This is a genomic window from Ligilactobacillus pabuli (assembly GCF_022836475.1).
GTDB lineage: Bacteria > Bacillota > Bacilli > Lactobacillales > Lactobacillaceae > Ligilactobacillus > Ligilactobacillus pabuli.
Genome location: NZ_BQXH01000020.1, coordinates 19,753 through 38,665, shown reverse-complemented (window position 1 = coordinate 38,665; position 18,913 = coordinate 19,753). Strand labels below are relative to the sequence as shown.

Sequence of the window (18,913 nt, the reverse complement as noted above, 5' to 3'; positions counted from 1 at the left end):
CAAAGCCAATGACAATTAGAGGTTATCATGTAGTGTCCAACAAAGAAAGTAATAATAATCACTAAAACTTGATTTAAAAGATAATGTTTAATTTTAATAATACGAGGAGGTTTCACTTTGACAAAACAAACAGGGATGCCAGCTAAATGGCTGTTTGCCGGTTCATTTCTAGCCAACACCGGTACCAGCTTCATCTGGCCTCTAACTACAATTTATTTGCATGATACCCTAGGAAAATCGCTAATTGTTGCTGGTTTAGTCTTACTCTGCAACTCATTATGTGTCGTTTTAGGAAATACCATTGGCGGTTTTTTATATGACAGGTGGTCCCATTTTTACACGATCCTAGTCGGCAGTATCATTGTTATTTTTGGCAGTACCTTTTTAATGTTTAATAATGGCTGGCCTGCCTTTCCACTGGGGTTAATGCTGCTCGGTTTTGGGAACGGCTTAAATTTGACGTCGATCAACTCATTTGCGACTGAAGTTAAAAATAAACGGACCTCATACATCTTTAACGTTCTATACTTTATGAGTAACTTAGGGATGGTCATTGGAACGCTTTTAGTCGGCTATATTTTGCCATATGGCATTAGTAAAGTTTTCGCAATTTCATTGGTCTTATTTATTATTTTCGGGATCATCGTTGTTTTATTCTACCGTAATCATGAAGGCACACGTACAATTAGTCGTGGAGCTGCCTTACCACCAGCAGAAAAATTAACGGCCGACAAACTTCGTCCATTACTAGCATTGCTGTTTAACATTATCGTCTTATGGATTTTTTATGAGCAATGGCAAAGTAATATTGCCACTTTCATGGTCGAAAATGGGCTCAGCATCAAACATTATAGTTCTGTTTGGACCTTAAACGGAATCATGATCGTGTTAATTCAGCCCTTTATGACTTATTTCGATGAATGGTTGATGAGTCATTTGCACATGCGCTTATATGGCGGGCTTTGCCTGATTGGGGCATCATTTATCGTCTTGCTCTTCGCTGGTGCTCATTACTACTTATTTATGGCTTCAATGGCAATTTTGACGATTGGTGAAATTTTGGTTAACCCTGCTGCTTCCACTTTCGTTGATAACCTTAGCCCAGCTGGTCAAAAAGGAAGATTCCAGGGCTCATTAGCCAGTGCCACCTCCCTCGGTCGGGCACTCGGACCGGTGATTGGTGCCATGATCATCGACTATATTTCTTATACTAGTCTCTTTATTTTAGCAACACTCTGCATTTGGTTGGCAGTTTTCGGCTTTAGTCTCATTAACCGCCATTATCTGCGCCAATAATCACAGGGCGGAGCTTGATGCTTCACGGAGCTCAACTAGCAAACTTCACATCAAACTACAATCATAACCCGTAGTTTGATGTTTTTTTAGTTCACAACTGTTCAAGCCAACCAATTGACTAGATGAGTTGGATGGGCTAAGTTAGAAGTGCACGTATTTACCACCCAAATTTGGGTCGGATAGAAAAGTAGGCAATTACATGGGAAAACTAGCAATTATATCAGACTTACACGTTGATATTAACAAATTTACTTTAGCGGATGTCGCCGAAATCGCGAGCTATCTAAAAGACGAGGGAGCAACTAGATTGCACATAGCAGGTGACATTACCAATCACTTCATTCGCGATGGCAAAGAGATCATTGCCACCCTTAACTCCGTCTTACCAACAACCTTCAATTTCGGTAATCACGATATGCTAAATACGAATAGTATTGAAAACAACCAGGCAGCAGGTTTTTTAAACTTTACCCCTCTTCAGCTCAATCATGACACCGTCCTCTTGCCCTTTAACGGCTGGTATGACTACGGTTTCGCTCGCGGAGAAACGGATCAGCAACCCGCTGATGACATCGTGGCGAGTTATAAAAACAAGTATTGGATCGATAAATACATTCAGCGCTCAGAACCAGATCCAACTATCAGTCGCCAACAAGCTGCTCATTTAGCGACCATGTTGGCCGATTTTCAGCACCAAGGGCAGCGTGTGATCATTGCAACTCACTTTGTCCCACGCCAAGAATTTATTTCTTACCCGACACCATTTAATCGTAAGGCTGTGATTTGGCGCGCCTTGGGTGGCGTCTTAGGCAGTAAAGTCATTGGTGATGTCATTTCGAATTACCAAGGAACAGTCACTGACGTTGTTTTTGGCCATATCCATGCACGTGACGGTGTCAAGGTGATCAATAACATCAATTGGCACTGCCGCCCGATCGGTTATCGGTACGAGTGGGACTACACCAAGCGTTGGTTGAGTGAACGCGGTGAACCATTGAACTTTCATTTTGCCAAACACCCCACTGTCCAAAATGCTTTTATCCAAGATATGCACCACGATTGGGATCAAGTTTTATCCAATGCCTTTACTCTGTTTGATTATTAGGCAACCACTTATTTTTAAGATTAATAAAGAGACGACAAAAGCTAGTTTGCTGACTGTCGTCTCTTTTGTTTAACTATTTTTCATTCAATACTAACTATTTCAACTTTAATGCGATCAGGATCTTCAAAATATAATACATAACTATCCTGTCCTCCAGCGTACAGATACCGGTCTGCATATAATTCTGTATATCCAGCAACTCGTAATTGTGAACGAATTTCATCAACCTGCTTGTTTGTCTCTACTGTAAAGGCCAAGTGATTTAGCCCGACTCTTGTCCGGTTGTATTGGGGAGTAACCTTCAGAGACTGCACAAAAACTAGATAAGTTTCATCTAACCAATAGCTGATTCCTGACTCCCACTCTTGATAAACTTGATACCCAAAATTTTGTACTAACAATCTTTCCCAAAATAAGCGAGTCTCCATTAAATTACTCACGTAAATTTCAAGATGATTAATCATTCCTGTTCGTCTCATACTCTCCTCCACTAAACTTACCCAGTTAGCCTTCATTCTCCAAAATCAGCTCGAAAAATTCCTGAACATCTCCGCTAAATCGAAGGACATTATCTAAAAAATAAAACGTACTTGTTTCAGCAAAGTCTTCGATCTCGTTGGTACAATCAAAAATATAAATTGGCTTTTTCAAAGCAGTCGCAATACCAAACTCGATATTAGCGCCTTTCCCAGCTGGAAAAAGAAAGACAAAGAAATCACTCTCGACTACTCCCTGATATTCTTCCTGACCAATTTTATTCAAGTCAGCAAAACTAGCTGCTCTTTGATTCTTGGTCCAATCATAGGTCTGTTGCCACCCATTTTCTCGTAGTCTTGTCGCAATTAGGTTCACTAAGGGACTATTTTTGAAGCTAGATGCAAGATAAAATTTTTTGGTCATTTATTCTACTCCTTTTTCACTTACCAAATCTTGCTTAATTAAATCAAAAAAGACCACCGCATTTCTACGGCAGTCTCATAAGTAAATTATTTACCTTCGCGTTCAGGCTTGCTTTCGTCCAGTAAATCGCCAGATTCAGCAGATGCTTTGAGTTGGTAAATGCGTTCAACGTCAATCACAACGATTGCAATTCCGTCGCCAAATTCACCTTTTTCCTTAGCTTCAGCGTATTCTGGAGTTTCAGGGTAATAAATATGTGCTGTACCTTCAAAACGGAAACCAGCATTTTTTGGCTTGCTTGCAACTGCAACTGCTGCTTTTCCAGTAGCTTTTAAGTTAGCAAAGGCTTCCTTGCCTGTCCATTCAACGTAACCTAAATGTTCATCATCGTAAACCTTCAATGAACCTTTAGGACCGATCTTGGGATTGCCTTCCTTGTCAGCAGTAGCTAGAAAAGGAAATTCGCTTGCAAATAATTCTTTCATTTCAGCAGTTAATTTTGCCATGAAACATGACCTCCAAAAAATTTATTTTTTAATACATCATTAAAACTATACCAGTATCCCATTCTAATAGCAAATGAAACGGTTGCTTTTTTAGAAAATACCGTACTAAATAGCTAAATTTTTCAATGAATTGTGTCCGTTATATTGAAATAAAAATATCATAAAAAGTAGTCTTTAATACTCGTCAGTATTAGTATTTACTGCTTAAATAGATTATTTTTTATGTGCTCTAAGAACAAAAAATTATTGGAAAAATTTAGGTTAGTCCCCTTAGTCTCATCCCTACTCACTTGAATAATCAGCTTATTTCTACTTGTGGGCCTTTTTTGAAGTCTTAATAGCTTCATGAGTATAAAGTCCCAATCACACCCTCTGGCCCGACTAGCGCCACATGCAAAGTCGTTTCTTTACCAAACAAAGTTGAAAGTGACAACAACACCATAATCATTACCAAAAAATTCAAGGCTCTAAACCATTGAGAATATTGCTTGAGCTTATTTTTTCTGTCCACAACACCTCACTTACAAACTGAAAAAGCACCCCCAATACCTGCTGTTTTGCTACTCTTTTCTTGGCTATTTTAGGGGGAGCAATTGTTAATTGCCCCCCTAGCACATTTCAATTGCCCCCTGGCAACTCGCTGTTTTAGGCAATAAATAGCCTATGTCCCGGGAAATAATTTTGCTGGGATCCAACCGACATCATTTAAAAGAATCTTGCCATTTCTCAACATTATCCCGCTAGGTTTCCTAATGTAACACGACAATTGCGTTACTTTTTCTATCTCATGGGGGATAATCAACTTCATAAAGGAGGTTTCTTTGAATGGAATTTGCTAATATCCTACGCGAAAAAAGAAAAGCATTACACTTAACACAGCAAAGCTTGGCAGATCAACTCCATGTCACTCGCCAAACTTTATCTCGGTGGGAGAACGAAACTTCTTTCCCTAACCTGGATACTTTAGTTGAACTTAGTGAGCTCCTAAATATTCCCCTAGACACTCTACTCAAAGGAGAGAACAATCTGATGGTTGAAAAAATTAGTGCTGATGTCCGTGAGAAAAAACATCTTAAACGTCTTTTCATTGCCTTAATCACTCTTATTATTTTATTTTTACTCTGGCTGTGTCTCCTCGGCTTCGGTCGGGCGCACCAAGTTGGCACAATTGATCGCTTTAACCCCTTTTTGAGAACTACCTATGGTTATGCTATTCTCCCTCAAAAAGCTCCTTCCAAAAATAAGCTAGTCACTGTCACCAACAACAAAGGCACAGACAAACACAAAGAATGGATCAAAGATACTCGCCCCGTTGATGCCTTTGTTTCCGATGATCCTTTTGGTCAAGGGGAATGGCTAAAGTTTGACACCGGTTATTACACTAAAAAGAATCGTTGGGCTCTTGTTCGACACAAAGGCTCCTATTTTTTCGGTACCCGTTTAGTTAGGAAAAACCAAATTCTCCTCCAGATGCGCGAACAGGCTGGTGCTGATTATTTACCATACTCATCTAAAGCAGATGGTCCACGAGTCAACAAAGGAATTCCTTGGTGGCCTTTTAATTAAGAAAAAATCACTAAATCAGGAACAACAAACACTGAAATATCAATGTTTGCTGTTCCTTTTTCTAGATAAAAATTTTTAACTTCAAATTAAAGGTTAGTAAGTTATTTAAATTACTATAAACATTTATGTATTGACTAGCAAAGATAAAAAGGACTACAGTTTATCTATTAAGTTAAACGCTTACATAAAATCAATAAATCTAATGATTTATATAAGCAATCAAGTCATAATAATCATTTGAAAGGATGTTGTTAAATTATGGAAACTAGCATTAATAATGCCACTGGTACTTATACAGAACATGTCCCCCGCTTTCTAAAAAAGCCTGCTCCGATCACTAATATTAGTGAAACCAAAGAGTTTGATTTAGTTGTTGTTGGTGCAGGTCCCTCAGGAGTGCCTGCTGCGATGGCGGCGGCCGAAAATGGTGCCCATGTAGCTTTAGTGCAAAAAGAAGCAACAGCTGCAGCTAATGGTAACGTTGGCGCCGGAATCAATGTTGCTAACAGCAACCCAGCAGACTTAGCCCACTTAGCAACCCGTTTGGATAATGATTCAGATAATCGGCCTAACCGTGAATTGATCGATCTCTGGATCAACAACTCAGGCGAAGCGCTCACTTGGTTGCTTGCTAAAGGAAAAGAGGCTGGTGCTCAAATTACCGATTTGGGTAATGGCGCTCAAGCTCAATTGATCAAAGATAATGATTATCAGATTGATTTCATAACTTCATTTTTTGGTCCTAAGCCTTATGATACTGGCGCAGGCATGAAAGACCTGGCTAAACTGGCTGCTAAAGAAGGAGTCGAAATTTTCTATAGTACTCCTGCCAAACAACTAGTGAAAGATGGCGACAGAGTAACTGGCGTCATTGGTGAAAAAGATGGTCAATACATCCAATTTAACGCTAAAAAAGCCGTCATTATTGCGACAGGTGACTATCAAAACGACCTGGAAATGAAAAAGTATTATTTGCCAGACACGATCAACTTAGAAAATAAGCGAACCGGACGGACTGGTGACGGTCATAAAATGATCGTGTGGGCCGGCGGAAAAATTGAGAACATCGGACATACTAAAATGTGTCATGATATGGACTCAGGTCCAATGTGGGATCTACCATTTTTACGCGTGAAAATGAACGGTCGTCGTTTTTGCAATGAAACCTTAGAAATGGCCGTAATGTGTAACTACCTTTTGTCCAAAGAAGATACAGGCTTTTACTGTCAAGTTTTTGATTCAGAATATATGGAAAAAGCCAAAGATTTCCCATGGGCACTAACAGACCCAGAAAGTTTGAAGAACTTCATGCCGCAAGAGAAGATCGACCATCAAGGCGTAAATCCTGAATTAATTGCGACCTTCAAAGCTGATTCACTGGAAGAATTAGCGGACTTATTAGAAATCAAGGACAAAGATACCTTCCTCAAAACGGTGGAACACTATAACGAAATGGTTAAAGCTGGAGAGGACACAGAATTTGGTGTGCCGGCTAAATATTTAACTACCATCGACAAGCCACCTTACTACGGCATTCATAAACATATTAGACTGACCCATGCCGACTCAGGCGTAGAAGTTAACGGTCAGCTGCAATGTTTAACACCAGATGGTGACGTAATTCCTGGTCTGTATGCTGCAGGAAATGTCGCAGGTAATTTTTACGGTGGCAACGATTATCCATTGACGATTGGTGGTTTAAACCTGGGACACAATTATACTGAAGGGTATTACTTAGGGAAAAACTGGAATACTCTTTAAAATGAATCATCTTTTTCAACCAAAAACACCAAGGAGTCGCAACTTAGGCTCCTTGGTGTTTTTGCGAATTAAGTTTGACTTATTCTTGCGGTTCTACTCGCGTATAATGTTCAAAATGATACGGATAGTGGTTCTTTTCGTCCACTTCTCCTTCAACAAAGTCACTTAAGATAAAATGAGAGTAATCAACTTCTGGCATATAGGTGTCAATTTCAAACTCATGCTCGATCGTCGTGCGATATAAATCTGTGGCATATGGCAAAAAGTCTCTGAACAACTGGGCCCCGCCAAGAATAAACATCTTCTGGTCTGGGTTTTGTTTGTATTGAGCTAAAACTTCTTCGACACTATGACACACGATTACGTCTGCCGGAAAATTCTGTGCATCCTGTGAAGTTAACACGATATTTTTACGTTTGGGTAATGGACGTTTAAAGGTTGCAAAAGTTTTACTTCCTGCCACGATCGTATTGCCCATCGTGGTCTCCTTAAAGAATTTCATATCCGCTGGCATGTGCCATGGTAGTTGTCCCTGATAACCGATGCCATGCTGACTGTCTTCAGCCCAAATAAAAGCTAACATTGAACCATTCCCTTCCCTGTTTCTATATCTCTCATCATACACGTTGTTGTCCGTTTCAGCATTAGATATCCTCAAAATGTTCCACGTGAAACATTTTAAAATACGCTGATGTTTCTACAATAATTGCTTCCGTTCATTATAGAACGACTTATAAGCTAGGTAAGTCGCAATTAACGAAGCAATTCCCGTCGTTGACAACAACATAAAAGTCACCATAATTTGATACTTGATTGCACGTACCGGGTCAACTCCCGCAAAAATCAAGCCTGACATCATTCCTGGCAAGCTCACGATTCCCACTGTTTTAGCCGAATCAATTGTTGGTTGGATCCCGATTTTAATAGTTTCCCGTAAAATTGGCAGTGAAGCCTCTTTCAAATCTGCCCCTAATGCCAACCGCTCTAAAATCTGTTGTCGTTGGTCTCGAAAAGCTTGGTTCAAGTTCCGGTAACAAATCCCAATCGCCACCATCGCATTCGATGCGATCATTCCTGTGATTGGAATCAACTGCGACGGTACCATTTTAATCGTCCCAACCGCAATTAAGACCGTCAGTGTCACCCCCGTACTAACAAAAATTGCTAAAAACGAATTTCTAAAAGCATGCGTGATTCCCTGGCTTCTCTTCATCGCATTGTAGCTGGCATTGAATACAATGATCAACGCTAAAACTATCGTCAGCAAATAGTTATTCACCCGAAAAACATACTTCAATAAGTAACCCACTAAAAATAATTGTACAATTGCCCGGAACACACTGACAATAATGTCACGATTGACCTGTAATTTTTCCCGGTAGGCGATCCCCATCGTGACTAACACTAAAATAAATGCTAACGCCAATCCCTGATTACTAACGACTAAATTCACTTGCTTGACCCCCTGTCATGATTTGTCCCTGTTTTATTTCTACTAACCGACTCGCCCGCGCGATTTCTTGCTCGTCATGCGTCACAATGATGATCGTGACTCCTTCTTGTTGGAGTTGTGCCACCAGCTGAGCGATGATTTCACGATTATTGGCATCTAACCCTGCTGTCACCTCATCCATGATCAAAACTTCCGGTAAAATTAAAATATTCCGCAAAAGTGCAACGCGTTGACGTTCTCCGCCAGAGAGATTTTTAACTTCTCGGTCCAGGTAGACGGCAGTTAAGCCAACTGCCTGTAATCCAGCTAACGCACGCTGTTCATCAAAATCCAGTTGTCGCAACTCGTAAGGAAATTGCAAATTTTCACGGACGGTCTTGCCAAATAAGGTCGGCTGTTGCATTGCATAGGAGACTTTGCGCCGGTAAGCCACTGGTTCTTCTTGGGTAATGTCTCTGCCTTGATACCAAATTTGGCCAGCTGTTGGTGTTAACAAGGACGCTAATAATTTCACTAGTGTACTCTTTCCGCTCCCAGAAGGTCCCGCAATCGTGACGACCTCTCCTTGGTCAATTTGCAGCGAAATGTTATGTAAAATCTGCTGCTGACCAACTTGATAAGCAACCTTTTCAAAAACGATCTGTTTCATCTATTTCTCCTTTAATTTAATATTTTTTTAGTTTTATAATAAACATAAATCATTTCCATGAATGCTATCTTAATAGGATATAACAACATAAAATTTATTGCAAGCACCAAAAAATCCTCCAAGCCACCCGCCATTTCTACCGGGTAACTTGAAGGATCTGCATCAAGCTTAAGCTTCTTTTTGAGCTAAGGCTGCTTCAATTTCAGCCACCATTTTTTCTGGTTTAGTTGTTGGTGCGTAACGGTGGATTAACTGACCATCGCGCCCGACTAAAAACTTCGTATAGTTCCATTTGACAGCGCCGTGCCCTGATTCATCTTTCAAGTGTTCAAATAATGGATCAGCATCATCACCATTGACCTGTACCCGCTGAGTCATCGGGAATGTTACCCCATAATGCAGTTGGCAATAATCACTGGCTTCTTCATCCGTGTCTAATTCTTGGTGAAATTGGTTTGACGGCAAGCCTAAAACTTCTAAGCCTTGGTCATGATATTGCTGATACAACTGCTCTAAGCCTTTTAATTGCGGCGCTAAACCACACTTGCTGGCTGTATTAACGATCACAACAACTTTTCCTTGGTAGTCTGCCAAATTTAACGGCTGCCCGCTCATTTCTGTTTCTGTAAAATCATAGATCGTACTCATTTTACCAACTTCCCTTCAATTTTAAATTCCGTTCTTAGTGTCCCACTTTTAACTAAAGCTCTTCAAGAAATTACACTTTTTTTAGGTAAATCTTAGTGTCTTTCCTGCTCAGCTTTCAAATAGTGGTGCAAAACATCTGTTCCTGTGCTATCGTAGAAACAGCAGCTCGACTTGCGAAAAATGATCCAACTCAAAAAAAATAAAGGAGTAAGCACAGTATGACAACCGTGATTTTAGCGGAAAAGCCCAGCCAGGCCCGCGCCTACGTTGACGCTTTTCAAAGCAGTACTAAAAAGACAGGCTATTATGAAGTCAGCGATCCGGTATTACCCGCCCAGACTAAAGTCACCTTTGGCTTTGGCCATTTAGTTGAAATGGCAACTCCAGATAAATATGATCCTAAATATAAACGCTGGTCTTTAAAAAATTTGCCGATTTTTCCCGACAAATACAAGTTCATCGTCCCGGCCAAAAAGCGGGCGCAATTTAAGGTCGTTAAGGACCTTTTGAAACAAGCCGACACCATCATTATTGCGACTGACAGTGACCGTGAAGGCGAAAACATTGCCTGGTCCATCCTGGAACATGCCCGCATTGGACTCAAGCAAAAAAAGATTCAACGCCTCTGGATCAATTCACTGGAAACTGCAGCAATTTTAGCTGGTTTTCAAAATCTACGTGATGGTTGGGATTATTACTCGGCCTACAAAGAAGCGCAAACACGCCAAATCAGTGACTGGCTCGTGGGGATGAACGGTAGTCCGCTTTATACCTTATTGTTACGAAAAGCGGGAGTCAAAGGCGTCTATTCGATTGGCCGCGTTCAAACACCGACCCTCTACATGGTCTACCAACGTGAACAGGCCATCAAAAACTTTCAGCCTGAACCGTACTTAGAACTCAATGCCCAAATTATGACTGCCAACAAAGAACAATTCACTGCAGCGCTCGAACCGCACCAACGCTTTAAAGACGAGCCTCAACTCCAGCAGTTTCTCGCCAAACAGCAGGTCCAGTTCGGCCCTCAGTCAGCAGTCATAAAAGACGTTCGCAAACAGGCCAAAAGGACCAGTAGTCCACGTCTTTTTTCACTGTCTAGTTTGCAAAGTGCGATCAACCAACGCTACCATGCCAGCGCGAGCCAGACTTTAAAAGCCGCCCAAGCGTTATACGAGGCGAAGCTTTTGACTTACCCTAGAACCGACTGCAATTATTTGACTAACCAAGAATTTAATTACTTAGCTGCCAACTTGCAGAAATATGCTCGTTTAACCAAACAAGAAGTGCCCTTTCCTGACACCAAGCCGCAAGCTCGCTACGTTAACGGTGCCAAGGTCCAAGAACATCATGCGATCATCATGACTAAAACTGTCCCGACACTCGCTCGCCTGCAGAAGTTGCCCCGCCTGCAACAACAGGTCTACAACCTCGTCTTGCGGACCACTTTAGGCATGTTTGCCGGACCGTATCAATACGAAGAAACGACCGTCCACACCCAGGTCGGACACGCACTCTTTAAGGCTGTTGGTAAAGTACCCACTGTTCTTGGCTGGAAAGCTCTCTTTCCTCAGCGCAAGGCCGCTGGAAAAGAGACGCCGATCTTGCCAGCAGTTCAGTCTGGTCAGGCGGTCACAGCGACGGTCAAATCAGAACAAAAAATGACGCAACCGCCCGCAGCCTTTACTGAAGGGACCCTGATCACTGCCATGAAAACTGCCGGCAAAACTTTAGACGACCAAGAAGCGCAGGCCATTTTAAAGGATACCGAGGGCATTGGAACCGAAGCGACGCGCGCTAATATCTTGGAAGTCTTGAAAAAACGCGGCTATTTAATTGCGCAAAAAAACCAGCTCCATGTTAGCCCAGCTGGTAATACCCTATGTACTGCGGTTGAGTTAGAACCGCTCTTAACTAGCCCGGCAATGACCGCCAAGTGGGAAGTCGCCTTAAAACAAATTGGACAAAAACAGCGTACACCGGAAAACTTCCTCAGCCAGATTCAAAAGTTTATTCAAAAATTACTGACTGAAGTTCCCGAGCAGTTACAAAACAGCACCAGTTTAAGCCAACAGGTCGCTCAGCAAAAAGAAACGACCCCGGCCGCTCCAAAAGAAACTTCTTTTGGGACCTGTCCTTTGTGTCGGCAAGGCAAAATCGTGGATAAGGGTAAAGTTTACGGCTGTACTAATTACCATCAAACTCCAGCCTGCAAATTTATTTTACCCAAGCGTTGGAGTTCGAAGCTCTTACCCAAAACCGCTGTTAAAGCACTCGTTGCGACCGGCGAAACGGCTCAATTACAAGGCTTTAAGTCCAAAAAAACTGGCCATAAGTTTGCCGCAAAATTAAAACTCGTCGATGGAAAGCTCCAATTTATCTTCAAGCAGTAACTATCAGCATCCAAAACTAAAGCTTGCAGTATCAGAAATCATTTTCTGGTATTACAAGCTTTTTTTGCGCTATTTTTTGTTTGCTGGTCGTACTTTCCAAAACTAAGACCGGCTATCCCGATTGACGGCACTACTTTTTCAAACTTGGGACGGCTATCCCGATTGATGGTGCTACTTCTCCAAACTTGGGACGGCTATCTTGCCAGCATCCACAGAACCCATCCTCGTCAACGCTTTGTTTCACTCTGTTTTAGTCGAGTTACTCAAAGCAGTTCCTTCCGCCTATCCAAGCCCAACCTCCAATGCCAAGCCCACATTAAAGGTTAAGCTCCGATATGCTCGGGAACTACCGCTTTGTTTCACTCTGTGATTTTTAGTCGAGTTACATGAGACAAAAAGTTCCGCCCATCCCAACCCAGGAACCAATGCCTAAATCGCATTAGTCCCTAGGTTCCGATGGTGCTCGCTTTTTCCCGTCTCACTTCACTCTGTGATCTTAGTCGAGTTACTCAAACCAAGACTTTCCGCCTATCTCAGCCTAGCTTTCAATGCCAAAAACGCATTAAAAACTAGGCTATGATAGTGCTCGAGTCTTAACCGGCTTATTTCACTCTGTGATTTGTGCATTGACAAACGTTACCACCTGTTCCCCACTGGCCGGTGGTAACTCTAATTTCATCTCCGGTAAAGCTGCAGTCATACTATAATTAGTGATGAACTTGGCTGCCACCCTGAGTGCTCCCAAAATACTATTGGCCTGACAATAAGCGCCAAAATCTGGGAGAAATACTAAGTAATCGTAATACTCATTGTTTTTTTCTGGTGTGATCACCACTGGATAAGCCACAAATTTTGTTGCCATGTCTTTACCTCTCTCTTTTAGCTGAATAAATAAATTCTAACGGAAAGTCGATCAACTCCGCAAGTGAACGCTTACACTTATTATAAAATAAGACTTTTTTTATCTTTTTGTCTAGTTTATTGGTCTTGCAAAACCTATCTTCGTGTTTTTTAATGATTTCATCGCTAAACTTTTACTAATTAATATCAAATAATTTAGTTTTAGCTAATAGCTAGCCCACCATTCCAGCCTTATCTCCGCCCTCAGCATATCAGTGAAAATCAGTGGTACTAAGGAAGAATCTAGGCTAAAGACTCCTATTTGTCCCACTTTCTATTGTCTTTTCTTTCACATATTTGTAAAATTTTAATTTATTTTAAGGGCTTTTTTGTTGTCCAGCAATCATTCAAAACTTTTAAAGAATGTGCATAGTTTGTTTATGTTTACATTTTTACCAAAACGTATTAGCATTAACCATGAAAGCGCTCTGGTAAGGCTTTTCATCAAGTAATCAAACCAGTTTTTGAGGAGGGAAATTTACCAATGAAAAAAATAGATTTCGAACAGCTCAAACACACCCCTGAGACTGAGACACTCAGTATCTTGGATGAAACCGGCACGATCGTCAACGAGGATCTAGTTCCAGAACTCACTGACGAGCAACTCACAGAACTTTTTAAACAGATGGTCTGGTCCCGTGTTCTAAATGAACGCTCCACCAAGTTAAACCGTCAAGGACGACTAGGATTCTTCGCACCAACTTCTGGTGAAGAAGCTAGTCAGATCGGTTCTAATTTTGCGATGACCCCTGACGACTTTATTCTCCCTGCTTACCGTGATGTACCTCAATTAGTTCAACACGGACTGCCATTGTACCAAGCTTTCTTATGGTCCCGCGGTCACGTTGACGGTAATAAGTACCCTGACGATTTCCAAGCATTGCCGCCCCAGATTATTATTGGTGCGCAATATGTTCAAACAGCTGGGGTCGCTTTAGGGATCAAGAAAAACGCTAAAAAAACAGTTGCTTACACTTACACTGGTGATGGCGGAACTTCTCAAGGCGACTTCTACGAAGGGATCAACTTCGCGGGTGCCTTCCAAGCTCCAGCAGTCTTTATCGTGCAAAATAACGGCTATGCAATTTCCGTTCCGCGTGACAAACAAACTGCCGCTCCCGCTTTAGCACAAAAAGCAGTTGCCGCCGGAATCCCTGGGATCCAAGTTGATGGGATGGACGCCCTCGCCGTTTACGCAGCAACCAAGGCCGCACGTGACTGGGCAGCCGCTGGTAACGGACCTGTATTGATTGAAACCTTAACTTACCGTTATGGTCCACATACACTTTCAGGTGACGATCCTAAACGTTACAGAACTTCAGCTGAAGTTGATGACTGGCAACGTAAAGACCCATTGATCAGAATGCGGAAGTATCTGACCGATAAAGGTCTCTGGACGACTGAAAAAGAACAAGCTTGGGAAGAAGAAGTTAACCAAGAAATTAATGACGCAATTAAGAAAACAGAAAGTATCGCACCACAAAAGGTCAGCGACTTCTTAAAGAATACCTTTGTTGACACCCCACCGACAATTCAGGCAGAAATTGCTGCTTATACTGCAAAGGAGAGTGACTAAGAATGGCTAAATTATCAATGGTCAAGGCCATTACCCAGAGTCTAGATCAAGAAATCAAACGCGACGAAAAAGTATTAGTTTTTGGTGAAGATGTTGGCCGTAATGGTGGTGTGTTCCGTGCCACTGACGGACTACAAGATGCCAACGGTGCCGACCGCGTTTTTGATACTCCCCTGGCAGAATCAGGCATTAGCGGTTTAGCGATGGGACTCGCCCTTGAAGGCTTCCGTCCTGTTCCTGAAATTCAGTTCTTTGGTTTCGTCTTTGAAACAATGGACGAAATTGCTGGGCAAATTTCCCGGACTGGTCACCGCATGGGCGGCTCACGTAAAATGCCGATCACCATTCGTGCCCCATTTGGCGGCGGTGTGCATACACCAGAGCTACACGCTGATAGTTTGGAAGGCTTAATGGCCCAAACTCCTGGACTGCGGGTAGTTATTCCTAGCGGCCCATATGACGCTAAAGGCTTATTGGCTTCTGCAATTCGTTCCGATGACCCAGTTGTCTTCTTAGAACATATGAAACTCTACCGTTCCTTTAAAGAGGAAGTTCCAGAAGAGTCTTATACTGTTCCGTTAGACACTGCGGATGTCAAACGTGCCGGCAAAGACCTGTCGATCATCACTTATGGTTACATGGTCCGCGAAAGCTTAAAGGCCGCAGAAGAATTGGCCAAAGAAGGCATCGATGTTGAAGTACTCGACTTACGGACAGTTTCACCACTTGATGAAGAGGCAATTACTGCCACCGTTAAAAAGACTGGCCGAGCTGTCTTGGTCCAAGAGGCTCAAAATCAGGCTGGTGTCATGGGACAAGTTGCTTCAGTGATCGCTGAAAAAGCTATCTTATCCCTTGAAGCACCAATTGGCCGTGTTTCCGCACCAGATACTCCTTACCCATTCAGTGAAGCTGAAGAGACCTGGTTGCCAAACAAAGCTGATATCGTAACTAAAGTTAAAGAAATTATCAACTACTGATCAAGCTGCTGAGGAACTGTCAGCACGTCTGACTAAGCGCTCATATTGCATGCTTTTGACTGCGATATGAGTTTTTACGTCAAACCTGCTGCCGCCTCACTGGCATCAAACATTTACGGGGGTATATAACACATGGAGAAATATCAATTTAACCTACCTGATATTGGCGAAGGAATCGCTGAAGGTACAATTGGCGAATGGCATGTTCAGGTTGGTGATGAAGTGGCAGAAGACGGCGATTTAGTTCAAATTGAAAATGACAAATCAGTCGAAGAACTGCCTTCACCTGTTGCTGGTAAAGTCACTACGATCTTAGTACCAGAAGGCGAAACCGCAGAAGTTGGCCAAGCCTTAGTTGAATTAGAAGTTGCTGACGGCAAAGGGAATGTTGCTGCCACAGAAACTGCTACAACTCCAGCAGCACCTGCACCAGCTGCTTCAGCCAGTGACCAAGCAACTTATCAATTTGTCTTACCTGACATTGGCGAAGGAATTGCTGAAGGAACTGTCGGCGAATGGCATGTTCAAGTTGGCGATGAAGTCGCTGAAGATGGCGACTTAGTTCAAATTGAAAATGACAAATCAGTTGAAGAATTACCTTCACCTGTTGCTGGTAAGATCACTGCGATCTTGGTACCTGAAGGCGAAACCGCAGAAGTTGGCCAACCTTTAGTTGAACTAGCTGTCGCAGCGGGTCAAGGAAACGTCAGCGGCTCAAGTGCCCCAGCACAACCGGCTGCAGCACCTGCTGAAGCTAGTGCACCCGCACCAGCCACGGCTCAAGCTCCATCTGGTCAACCAGCAGACCATTCTCTGCCAGTTCTAGCAATGCCTGGTGTTCGTGCCTATGCTCGCGACAAAGGTGCTGATCTAACACAAATTACTGGCACAGGAAATCACGGTCAAATCCTGAAAGCAGACATTGACAGCTTCTTAGCTAATGGTCCAGCAAAAGCTCCGGCTGAAACTAGCGCACCTGCTGCAACAGAAACAACTCCAGCTAAGCCAAAAGCAGCTGCAGCTCCAGTGTCAACTTCAGCTGACTGGCCAGAACACGCAGAAAAAATGTCTGGGATCCGGGTTGCCACAGCCAAAGCCATGGAACGCTCGAATGACAATGTTCCTCACGTGCACATTTTTGACGATGTGGTTGTCGATGCAATGTGGGATCACCGTAAGAAGTACAAGGAATTGGCAGCTTCTAGGGGTGTCCATTTGACATTCTTAGCCTATGTCACAAAAGCACTGGCAGTGGTTTTGAAAGAATTCCCAATTTTCAACTCTCAAGTTGATTTAGCTAACAAACAAAGTATTTTCAAGGATTATATCAATATCGGCATTGCCACTGATACAGACCGCGGTTTATTCGTGCCAAATGTGAAACATGCAGATCAGCTCAGCCTGTTTGACATTGCTCGTGCAATTAGTGCGAACACCGAAAAAGCTAAGGACGGCAAGTTAAGTGCTGGTGATATGAGCCATAGCGGAATTTCAATTACCAATATCGGTTCTGTTGGCGGCGGCTTCTTCACCCCAATTATCAACTTCCCTGAAGTTGCGATCTTAGGAATTGGTAAGATCAGTCCAGAACCAGTGATCGTGGACGGTGAAGTTCAGTCTGCACGCGTCTTGAAGATGACCTTAGCCTTTGATCATCGTGTAATCGATGGTGCTACCGCACAACGCGCAATGAACCGCTTGAAAGAATTACTTGGCGACCCAGAATTACTTTTGATGGAGGGATAAATAGATGGTAGTTGGAGATTTTGCAGAAGATTTAGATACAGTTGTGATTGGTGCCGGCCCTGGCGGCTATGTGGCAGCCATTCACGCTGCTGAACTCGGCCAAAAAGTGACCGTGATCGAACGAGAATTTATCGGCGGTGTTTGTTTAAACGTTGGTTGTATTCCTTCTAAGGCCTTGATTGAAGCGGCTCATCGCTATCAATCTGCCTTAGGTTCAGCTCCACTCGGTCTTTCAACCGAAAATGTTCAGTTAGATTTCACCAAAACCCAGGAATGGAAGAGTTCTGTAGTCACAAAATTAACTAGCGGTGTGGCTGGTCTCTTCAAGAAACATCATATCGATGTTTTATGGGGTGAAGCTTTCTTAAAAGACGGTCATAGTTTACGAGTGATCGGCAAAGACGACTCTGCCCAGACCTATAACTTTAATAACTTGATCGTCGCAACGGGCAGCCATCCAATTGAGATCCCTAACTTCAAATTTAATGGTCGGGTCGTTGATTCTACCGGGGCTTTAGCTTTGAAAGAAGTTCCTAAAGAACTCGTTGTGATCGGTGGCGGTTATATCGGTAGTGAATTAGCCTCAGCCTACGCTGAATTAGGTTCCCATGTCACAATTTTAGAAGGAATGGATTCGATCCTTGCCAACTATGAAGCTGACATGGTCAAAGTTGTTCAAAAAAATATGGCAGCTAAAAATATCGACATTCATACTAAGGCAATGGCTCAAAAAGCGGAACAAGACGCAGATTCTGTCACGATCACAGCCGAAGTTAATGGTGAAACTAAAGAATTCAAAGCTGATTACTGCATTGTTTCAGTCGGCCGTAAAGCTAATACCGCTGAAATGGGCTTGGAACAAGCAGGCGTTAACTTAACTGATCGTGGTTTGATTGCCGTTGATAACCAAGGTCGGACGAACGTTTCCCATATCTTCGCGATCGGCGATGTTGTCGCTGGTGCCGCCTTAGCGCACAAAGCCTCTTATGAAGGTAAAGTCGCTGCAGAAGCAATCTCAGGTAAGCCAAGCGTGATCGATTATCGGGCCATGCCAGCAGTTTGTTATACCAGTGAACAAATTGCCACGACTGGTTTAACAGTGGCTCAGGCCAAGGAACAAGGGCTCGACGTCAAAAAAGCCCAGTTCCCATTTGCCGCTAATGGTCGGGCGATCTCAATGAATGCCACTGATGGCTTCATTCGTCTCGTCTTTATCAAGGACTCCGAACAATTAGTTGGTGCCCAAATCGTTGGTGCAAACGCAGCGGACCTGATCACTGAATTAACTCTAGCAATTGAAGCTGGAGCTACTCTAGATGACGTCGCATTAACTATTCATCCACATCCATCGCTCGCCGAAGGAATCATGGATGCTGCCGACGTTGGTCTCGGGTTCCCTACAAATATCTAAATGTAATCATAAAAAAGACATGTATT

At 42.7% G+C, this 18,913-nt stretch carries 17 protein-coding genes; 9 read left to right on the top strand and 8 right to left on the bottom strand.

Annotated elements, in window-relative coordinates:
- The first annotated feature begins 117 nt into the window (after window positions 1–117).
- A complete protein-coding gene (locus LPAF129_RS09215; protein WP_244056504.1) occupies window positions 118–1,296 on the top strand; it encodes an MDR family MFS transporter in 1,179 nt (392 codons plus the stop codon).
- A 199-nt stretch (window positions 1,297–1,495) separates the two neighbouring features.
- Window positions 1,496–2,401, top strand: a complete 906-nt coding sequence (locus tag LPAF129_RS09210) for a metallophosphoesterase (protein WP_244056501.1) — start codon at window positions 1,496–1,498, stop codon at window positions 2,399–2,401.
- A gap of 80 nt (window positions 2,402–2,481) precedes the next feature.
- Here LPAF129_RS09210 and LPAF129_RS09205 read toward each other — a convergent pair whose 3' ends face one another.
- The 3 genes from LPAF129_RS09205 to LPAF129_RS09195 all read right to left on the bottom strand — a co-directional run bounded on the left by LPAF129_RS09205 (window position 2,482) and on the right by LPAF129_RS09195 (window position 3,807).
- Complete coding sequence (locus LPAF129_RS09205) at window positions 2,482–2,880, bottom strand: VOC family protein (protein WP_244056498.1); 399 nt, start codon at window positions 2,878–2,880, stop codon at window positions 2,482–2,484.
- 25 nt (window positions 2,881–2,905) lie between these two features.
- Window positions 2,906–3,301, bottom strand: a complete 396-nt coding sequence (locus tag LPAF129_RS09200; protein WP_244056496.1) for a group-specific protein — start codon at window positions 3,299–3,301, stop codon at window positions 2,906–2,908.
- Between the two features lie 86 nt (window positions 3,302–3,387).
- Window positions 3,388–3,807: a pyridoxamine 5'-phosphate oxidase family protein gene (locus LPAF129_RS09195; RefSeq protein ID WP_244056493.1), complete on the bottom strand. Its 420-nt coding sequence runs from the start codon at window positions 3,805–3,807 to the stop codon at window positions 3,388–3,390.
- An 825-nt stretch (window positions 3,808–4,632) separates the two neighbouring features.
- Here LPAF129_RS09195 and LPAF129_RS09190 point away from each other — a divergent pair.
- On the top strand, window positions 4,633–5,373 hold the full coding sequence (locus LPAF129_RS09190; protein WP_244056490.1) for a helix-turn-helix transcriptional regulator: 741 nt from the start codon (window positions 4,633–4,635) through the stop codon (window positions 5,371–5,373).
- Between the two features lie 258 nt (window positions 5,374–5,631).
- Window positions 5,632–7,134 (top strand): FAD-dependent oxidoreductase, encoded by a 1,503-nt coding sequence (locus LPAF129_RS09185; RefSeq protein ID WP_244056488.1) that lies wholly within the window; start codon window positions 5,632–5,634, stop codon window positions 7,132–7,134.
- A 79-nt stretch (window positions 7,135–7,213) separates the two neighbouring features.
- Here the strand turns inward: LPAF129_RS09185 and LPAF129_RS09180 are convergent, their stop codons facing one another.
- The 4 genes from LPAF129_RS09180 to LPAF129_RS09165 form a co-directional block, all read right to left on the bottom strand.
- Entirely contained in the window at window positions 7,214–7,717 is a 504-nt protein-coding gene (locus LPAF129_RS09180; protein ID WP_244056484.1) for a dihydrofolate reductase, read from the bottom strand.
- Between the two features lie 114 nt (window positions 7,718–7,831).
- Entirely contained in the window at window positions 7,832–8,587 is a 756-nt protein-coding gene (locus LPAF129_RS09175) for an ABC transporter permease (protein WP_244056482.1), read from the bottom strand.
- Window positions 8,571–9,236, bottom strand: a complete 666-nt coding sequence (locus LPAF129_RS09170; RefSeq protein WP_244056479.1) for an ABC transporter ATP-binding protein — start codon at window positions 9,234–9,236, stop codon at window positions 8,571–8,573. Before LPAF129_RS09170 ends, LPAF129_RS09175 begins: the two co-directional genes overlap by 17 nt.
- Window positions 9,237–9,404: 168 nt before the next feature.
- Complete coding sequence (locus LPAF129_RS09165; protein ID WP_244056477.1) at window positions 9,405–9,884, bottom strand: glutathione peroxidase; 480 nt, start codon at window positions 9,882–9,884, stop codon at window positions 9,405–9,407.
- Window positions 9,885–10,102: 218 nt separating this feature from the next.
- Between LPAF129_RS09165 and LPAF129_RS09160 the strand changes: the two genes are divergently transcribed.
- Window positions 10,103–12,274, top strand: coding sequence for a type IA DNA topoisomerase (locus LPAF129_RS09160; protein WP_244056475.1), 2,172 nt, complete (start codon window positions 10,103–10,105; stop codon window positions 12,272–12,274).
- Window positions 12,275–12,881: 607 nt separating this feature from the next.
- Here the strand turns inward: LPAF129_RS09160 and LPAF129_RS09155 are convergent.
- Window positions 12,882–13,136 (bottom strand): hypothetical protein, encoded by a 255-nt coding sequence (locus tag LPAF129_RS09155; protein ID WP_244056473.1) that lies wholly within the window; start codon window positions 13,134–13,136, stop codon window positions 12,882–12,884.
- A 522-nt stretch (window positions 13,137–13,658) separates the two neighbouring features.
- Between LPAF129_RS09155 and pdhA the strand changes: the two genes are divergently transcribed.
- The 4 genes from pdhA to lpdA all read left to right on the top strand — a co-directional run bounded on the left by pdhA (window position 13,659) and on the right by lpdA (window position 18,887).
- Entirely contained in the window at window positions 13,659–14,750 is a 1,092-nt protein-coding gene (gene pdhA, locus LPAF129_RS09150; RefSeq protein WP_244056472.1) for a pyruvate dehydrogenase (acetyl-transferring) E1 component subunit alpha, read from the top strand.
- Window positions 14,751–14,752: 2 nt separating this feature from the next.
- Window positions 14,753–15,730: an alpha-ketoacid dehydrogenase subunit beta gene (locus LPAF129_RS09145; protein WP_244056470.1), complete on the top strand. Its 978-nt coding sequence runs from the start codon at window positions 14,753–14,755 to the stop codon at window positions 15,728–15,730.
- A 132-nt stretch (window positions 15,731–15,862) separates the two neighbouring features.
- A complete protein-coding gene (locus tag LPAF129_RS09140; protein ID WP_244056468.1) occupies window positions 15,863–17,476 on the top strand; it encodes a 2-oxo acid dehydrogenase subunit E2 in 1,614 nt (537 codons plus the stop codon).
- 4 nt (window positions 17,477–17,480) lie between these two features.
- Window positions 17,481–18,887 (top strand): dihydrolipoyl dehydrogenase, encoded by a 1,407-nt coding sequence (gene lpdA / locus LPAF129_RS09135; protein WP_244056466.1) that lies wholly within the window; start codon window positions 17,481–17,483, stop codon window positions 18,885–18,887.
- Window positions 18,888–18,913: the final 26 nt, after the last annotated feature.

Bases quoted from the DNA above. Each gene is read 5' to 3' on its own strand.
- LPAF129_RS09210 (WP_244056501.1), top strand. From the start codon at position 1,496: ATGGGAAAACTAGCAATTATATCAGACTTACACGTTGATATTAACAAA.
- LPAF129_RS09205 (WP_244056498.1), bottom strand. From the start codon at position 2,880: ATGAGACGAACAGGAATGATTAATCATCTTGAAATTTACGTGAGTAAT.
- LPAF129_RS09200 (WP_244056496.1), bottom strand. From the start codon at position 3,301: ATGACCAAAAAATTTTATCTTGCATCTAGCTTCAAAAATAGTCCCTTA.
- LPAF129_RS09195 (WP_244056493.1), bottom strand. From the start codon at position 3,807: ATGGCAAAATTAACTGCTGAAATGAAAGAATTATTTGCAAGCGAATTT.
- LPAF129_RS09190 (WP_244056490.1), top strand. From the start codon at position 4,633: ATGGAATTTGCTAATATCCTACGCGAAAAAAGAAAAGCATTACACTTA.
- LPAF129_RS09185 (WP_244056488.1), top strand. From the start codon at position 5,632: ATGGAAACTAGCATTAATAATGCCACTGGTACTTATACAGAACATGTC.
- LPAF129_RS09180 (WP_244056484.1), bottom strand. From the start codon at position 7,717: ATGTTAGCTTTTATTTGGGCTGAAGACAGTCAGCATGGCATCGGTTAT.
- LPAF129_RS09170 (WP_244056479.1), bottom strand. From the start codon at position 9,236: ATGAAACAGATCGTTTTTGAAAAGGTTGCTTATCAAGTTGGTCAGCAG.
- LPAF129_RS09165 (WP_244056477.1), bottom strand. From the start codon at position 9,884: ATGAGTACGATCTATGATTTTACAGAAACAGAAATGAGCGGGCAGCCG.
- LPAF129_RS09160 (WP_244056475.1), top strand. From the start codon at position 10,103: ATGACAACCGTGATTTTAGCGGAAAAGCCCAGCCAGGCCCGCGCCTAC.
- LPAF129_RS09155 (WP_244056473.1), bottom strand. From the start codon at position 13,136: ATGGCAACAAAATTTGTGGCTTATCCAGTGGTGATCACACCAGAAAAA.
- pdhA (WP_244056472.1), top strand. From the start codon at position 13,659: ATGAAAAAAATAGATTTCGAACAGCTCAAACACACCCCTGAGACTGAG.
- LPAF129_RS09145 (WP_244056470.1), top strand. From the start codon at position 14,753: ATGGCTAAATTATCAATGGTCAAGGCCATTACCCAGAGTCTAGATCAA.
- LPAF129_RS09140 (WP_244056468.1), top strand. From the start codon at position 15,863: ATGGAGAAATATCAATTTAACCTACCTGATATTGGCGAAGGAATCGCT.
- lpdA (WP_244056466.1), top strand. From the start codon at position 17,481: ATGGTAGTTGGAGATTTTGCAGAAGATTTAGATACAGTTGTGATTGGT.